The organism is Pseudokineococcus marinus, from assembly GCF_013004605.1.
Classification (GTDB): domain Bacteria; phylum Actinomycetota; class Actinomycetes; order Actinomycetales; family Quadrisphaeraceae; genus Pseudokineococcus; species Pseudokineococcus marinus.
Genome location: NZ_JABEMA010000255.1, coordinates 1 through 4,500, shown reverse-complemented (window position 1 = coordinate 4,500; position 4,500 = coordinate 1). Strand labels below are relative to the sequence as shown.

7 protein-coding genes are annotated in these 4,500 nt (G+C 78.1%); 4 read left to right on the top strand and 3 right to left on the bottom strand.

All coding sequences use genetic code 11. From position 1 onward, the window contains the following. Nucleotides 1-365 (top strand): ATP-binding domain-containing protein (locus tag HLB09_RS13460; RefSeq protein WP_171203859.1); only part of this gene is annotated, 365 nt, incomplete at its 5' end. Between the two features lie 30 nt (nt 366-395). Here the strand turns inward: HLB09_RS13460 and HLB09_RS13455 are convergent. Then, entirely contained in the window at nt 396-1,019 is a 624-nt protein-coding gene (locus HLB09_RS13455; RefSeq protein ID WP_171203858.1) for a nicotinamidase, read from the bottom strand. Nucleotides 1,020-1,290: 271 nt separating this feature from the next. Between HLB09_RS13455 and HLB09_RS13450 the strand changes: the two genes are divergently transcribed. Further along, the gene (locus HLB09_RS13450) at nt 1,291-1,479 is read left to right on the top strand and encodes a hypothetical protein (protein WP_171203857.1); all 189 of its coding nucleotides are present in this window, start codon (nt 1,291-1,293) and stop codon (nt 1,477-1,479) included. 320 nt (nt 1,480-1,799) lie between these two features. Here HLB09_RS13450 and HLB09_RS13445 read toward each other — a convergent pair whose 3' ends face one another. Continuing rightward, the gene (locus HLB09_RS13445; RefSeq protein WP_171203856.1) at nt 1,800-2,792 is read right to left on the bottom strand and encodes a BadF/BadG/BcrA/BcrD ATPase family protein; all 993 of its coding nucleotides are present in this window, start codon (nt 2,790-2,792) and stop codon (nt 1,800-1,802) included. A gap of 51 nt (nt 2,793-2,843) precedes the next feature. Beyond that, nucleotides 2,844-3,296: a hypothetical protein gene (locus tag HLB09_RS13440; RefSeq protein ID WP_171203855.1), complete on the bottom strand. Its 453-nt coding sequence runs from the start codon at nt 3,294-3,296 to the stop codon at nt 2,844-2,846. Between the two features lie 117 nt (nt 3,297-3,413). Between HLB09_RS13440 and HLB09_RS13435 the strand changes: the two genes are divergently transcribed. Both HLB09_RS13435 and HLB09_RS13430 read left to right on the top strand, forming a co-directional pair. Beyond that, nucleotides 3,414-3,986, top strand: coding sequence for a cysteine hydrolase family protein (locus HLB09_RS13435; RefSeq protein WP_212771060.1), 573 nt, complete (start codon nt 3,414-3,416; stop codon nt 3,984-3,986). Nucleotides 3,987-4,044: 58 nt separating this feature from the next. Next, nucleotides 4,045-4,452, top strand: a complete 408-nt coding sequence (locus HLB09_RS13430; RefSeq protein ID WP_171203854.1) for a DUF6958 family protein — start codon at nt 4,045-4,047, stop codon at nt 4,450-4,452. Nucleotides 4,453-4,500: the final 48 nt, after the last annotated feature.

Genomic DNA, 4,500 nt, shown 5'->3' with positions numbered 1-4,500 from the left:
CCGCCCGCCGCGCCGCCGGCGGCCGCCTGGCGGTGCTCTGCCCGCCGGGGCGGGTGGAGGAGACCTCCGCCGCGCTCGTCGGGCGGCTGCGCACGGCCGGGGGCGCCGAGCTCGGCGTCTCCACCGGCCCCGGGGCGCTGGACAGCCCGGTCGCCGTCATGAGCGTCGCCGACTCCAAGGGCCTGGAGTTCGACGCGGTGGTGCTCGTCGAGCCCGCGGAGGTCCTCGGCGGGCCGGACGACGAGGACCCGCGCGCCGGGGCGCACGACCTCTACGTGGCGATGACGCGACCGACGCAGCGGCTGCACGTGCTGGCGTCCCCCGGGCTCGACCCCGCGCTCGCGAGGGCGCTCGTCGGGGGCTGACGGTCGCCCTCGGCCCTCGGCCCCCGGCCGTCAGCCGGAGGTCGGGACGTCCTCGACGACCTCGACGCCCGCCGCGCGCATCTCCTCGAGCGCGGCGCGGGAGCTCTCGGGCGCGGTGCCGGCGACGAGCGGCAGCAGCACCCGCACGCGGAAGCCGGCGCGGGCGGCGTCCAGCGCCGTGGCCCGCACGCAGTGGTCCGTGGCGATGCCGACGACGTCGAGGTCCGTGACGGCCTTGCGGTGCAACCACTCCTCGAGCCGGTCGCCGCCCTCGGCCTCGCCCTCGAAGCCCGAGTAGCCGTCCGAGTACTGGCCCTTGCGGAAGACGGCCTGCGCGAGGTCGAGGTCGAAGCCGGGGTGGGCGGCGGCCCCGGGCGTGCCCGCGACGCAGTGGACCGGCCAGCTCGTGACGAAGTCCGGGTCGTCGCTGAAGTGGCTCCCCGGGTCCACGTGCCAGTCCTGGGTCGCGACGACGGCGGCGTAGTCGTCGGCGCGCTCGCGGGCGTGCCGGGTGACGGCGTCGGCGACCGCGGCGCCGCCCTCGACGGCGAGGGACCCGCCCTCGCAGAAGTCGACCTGCACGTCGACGACGACGAGCGCCCGCGCGTGGGCGCTCGTCCCCGCGGTCGGCTCGGGCTGGGCGCTGGTGCTCACGTGGGCTCCGCTGGTCGATGGGCGTCCGGACTGGTCCCAGGCTCTCCCCGCTCGCCGTGCCGGGCCACCTCGGGCACGGTCTCTCGTCGAGACGGAGGTCGTGGTCGTGGCACGGCCTCGCGGGTGAGGGCAGCCTCCGTGCCGGGCGGGGCCGGTGCGGACAGGGCGGTGACGTCCGCCCGGCCCACCCGTCGGACGACGGTGTCGCACACCGCGCGGACCCAGCACCCCCCCGGGGGGTCGGTGCGACGACGCGGGAGGCGGGAGAGCGGTGACGAGGACTGCGCTGGAGTGGACGTGGCCCGTGGCGCTCCTCGTCCTGGCTCTGCTGGTGCTCGCCTTCGCCTACAGCGCCGTGTCGCGCGCCGCCACGGTCGTCATGGCGGTCGGCGGCGTCGTGGTGCTGGCGGGCTCCCTCGTGGCCCGACGAGCGGCGCGGAGGACGTCGCGCTCGAGGTGAGCTCGGGACCGCGGGTCCCGGCCCGGTGGACGCTCGTGCGGAGGCCGCCCTGGAAGCCGCCAGGCCGTCGGTGGGGCCTGCTGCTGCGGGTAGCCCTCCGCGTCGAGGCGGAGCTCGACCTGCCGCTCCTGCTCGACCCAGCGTCGTCGCGCGTCCAGGGACCCGTGCCGGACGGCGAGCCGGATGACCCAGCAGGCCGCGAAGAGCCTCAGAGCGATGACGGCGAGGTGGAGGAGCACCCCGAGGAGCAGGAAGGGGACCTCAGGCACGGACATGGCTCCACGCTGGAGCGAGCCATCACCCGGCGTCGGACGGTGACGTCAGGGCTGGTCCTCGCGCAGCCGGTCGACAGCGCCCGGGCGCGCCTCCCCGGCGACCTCCAGGGCCATGAGGGCGGCGCCCAGGACGGCGTCCCCCGCGGGCGGGAGGAGGAGCGTCGGGGTCGCGCCCGGCACGACGAGGGCCTCGCGCAGGCGCTCGCGGAAGGCCGGGTCGCTCGCGACCCCGCCGGTGGTGCTGACGCGCACCGGGTCCCGGCCCACGAGGGGCGCGAGGAGCAGGACGCCGCGGGCCGTGCGCTCGGCCAGGGCGCGCACGGCCCGGTCCGCCAACGGGCTCGTGCTCGCGGCCGCCGTGACGAGGGGGGCGAGAGCGCCGTAGCGACGGGTGACCGCGTGCCGTCCTGCCCGGTCGACCTCCAGCGCGGCGGTGCGCAGCCCCGCGGCGTCGGCGGCGCCCCAGGCGGCGAGCAGCGCCGCGACGAGGTCGGCGTCGTCCGGTCCGGCGGCGCCGACGAGCACCTGCTGCACGGCCTCGAACGCGAGGTGCCGGGCGCCGCCGGCGTAGTGGGCCAGCTGCCCGTTCTCGACCTCGTCGCCGTCGGTGGTGATGGCGAGGACCATCGAGCCGGTCCCGGCGACCACGACGACGCCCGGCTCGCCGGCCAGCGCGCCCCGGTGGGCCGTCACCGCGTCGTTGACGACGACCTGCGGGCACGCCAGCTCGGGGAGGGCGTAGGCGGAGCGCGCCCACTCCAGGCTGCGGTCGCCGTGGTCGCCGCCGCGCCGGCTCACGCCGGCCACCCCGGCCACGAGGGCGCGCGCGTCCTCGCGCGCGAGGTCGCCGGACCGCAGCGCCTCGAGGACGGTCTCCTGCAGGTGCGCGACGGCGTCGTCGTCGTGGTGCCAGGCGCCCGCGGGTCCCGCGGCGCCGCTCAGCCGCCGCCCCTCCAGGTCGACGCACGCCACGCGCGTGCGCGTCCCGCCCGCGTCCACCGCGACGACGTACGGGCGGCCCGGGCGCGTCGTCGGCACGGCGCGACGCTAGGGCACGGCGGTCCCGCTCGTCGGGGACCCGCGCGCTCGTCAGCCGCCGCCCTCGCCGGTCACGAGCCAAGGGCCCCCGTCGTCGCGGACGAGCAGGAACGACCAGACCGTCGGGCCGTCGGGCAGGGACGCGTCGCCACCGCCCAGCACGAAGGTGGCGCGCACGTCGACCGCCTCGTCGTGACCACCGGCGGGGCTCTCGCCGGTGGGGGCGTCCTCGTCGGTGGGCCGCTCCTCGGCCGGCTCGAGGAGGAGGTCGCGGATGCTCACGGCCGGCCCCGCCGCGAGGCCGGAGCCGGACGCCTCGTGCTCGGGGGTGGACAGCGACCGTGCGGCGTCCTCGTCGCCCGCCTGGACCGCGGCGAGGTAGGTCGCGACGACGACCTCGGGCGGGCTGCCCGCGGCCAGGGTCGGCACCCGTGGGCCGCCGCAGCCGGCGACGGCGAGCAGGGGGATCAGGACGAGGACCGGCAGGAGCCGCGCAGCGCGCACGGCGTGATCCTGGTGCGCCGCGGCCGGGCGCGACGGCGGTTCCGGAGCACCTGCGCCGGCCGGCCCCGCTGGAGCAGCCGCGGCCCTCGCGCCACGGGCGTGCGCGACGATGCGCCGGTGACGAGCGCCGAGCAGCCCCTGGGCGACCTGGACCGCACGGCCCTGGTCGTCGTCGACGTCCAGCGCGGCTTCGAGGACCCCTCCTGGGGCGCACGCGGGCCGGACCACCTGGGCCACGTGCTCGCTCTGCTCGACGCCTGGCGGGCGGCCGGGCGCCCCGTGGTGCTCGTGCGCCACGACTCGACGACGCCGGGCTCGCCGCTGGCCCCGGGCCAGCCCGGCAACGACCTCGTCGACGGTGTCGACGGGCCGCACGACCTCCTCGTCGTGAAGTCTGTGAACAGCGCCTTCCACGGCGAGCCGGACCTCGACGCGTGGCTGCGCGCCGAGGCGGTCGACGGCGTCGTCGTCTGCGGCACCACGACCAACCACTGCTGCGAGACCACCGCCCGCGTGGGCGGGAACCTCGGCCACCGCGTCCTCTTCGCCCTCGACGCGACGTCGACCTTCGACCGCACCGGCCCCGACGGGACGGTCCTCACCGCCGCGGAGCTCATGCGCGCCACCGCCACGAACCTCCACGGCGAGTTCGCGACCGTCGTCACCACCGCGCAGCTCCTCGGGCGCTGAGGCACCGGGAGCCCGCGTCCGGCGTGCGCGCCGACGACCGCTGTGGCGGGATGACCCCGTGGCGCGACGACGCACCGACGGCGGGTGGGGCGTCCCGCCGTCCGCCATGGCCCAGGACGAGCTGGACCGCGCCCGCGGCCGCGTGCGGATGCTCAACGGAGCGCTCGAGGGCGGGATGGAGGGGTGGACCCTGCCGCTGCAGCAGTGGGAGCTCGTGCGCGAGGTCCTGCTCGAGGTGGTCGACGACGCCGACCCCGAGCGCGGCGCGCTGCTGGGCGAGGTCGTCGAGACGGCCCAGGCCCGGCTGGGCCGCCATCCCGCCTTCCCCGGCGGGCGGCTGACGAACATGGTCCGCTACGTCAAGGTCGACCTCGAGGGCCGCGGCGTCCTCGAGGTGGTGCCGCGGTCCTCTCCCCAGCGCGTCCGGCGCGGCGCGCGCGACGGCGCGGGCGGCACGGGCGCCTGAGGCGCGAGGGTGCGGGGCGTCAGGCGCCCGCGCCCACCAGGCGCGTGG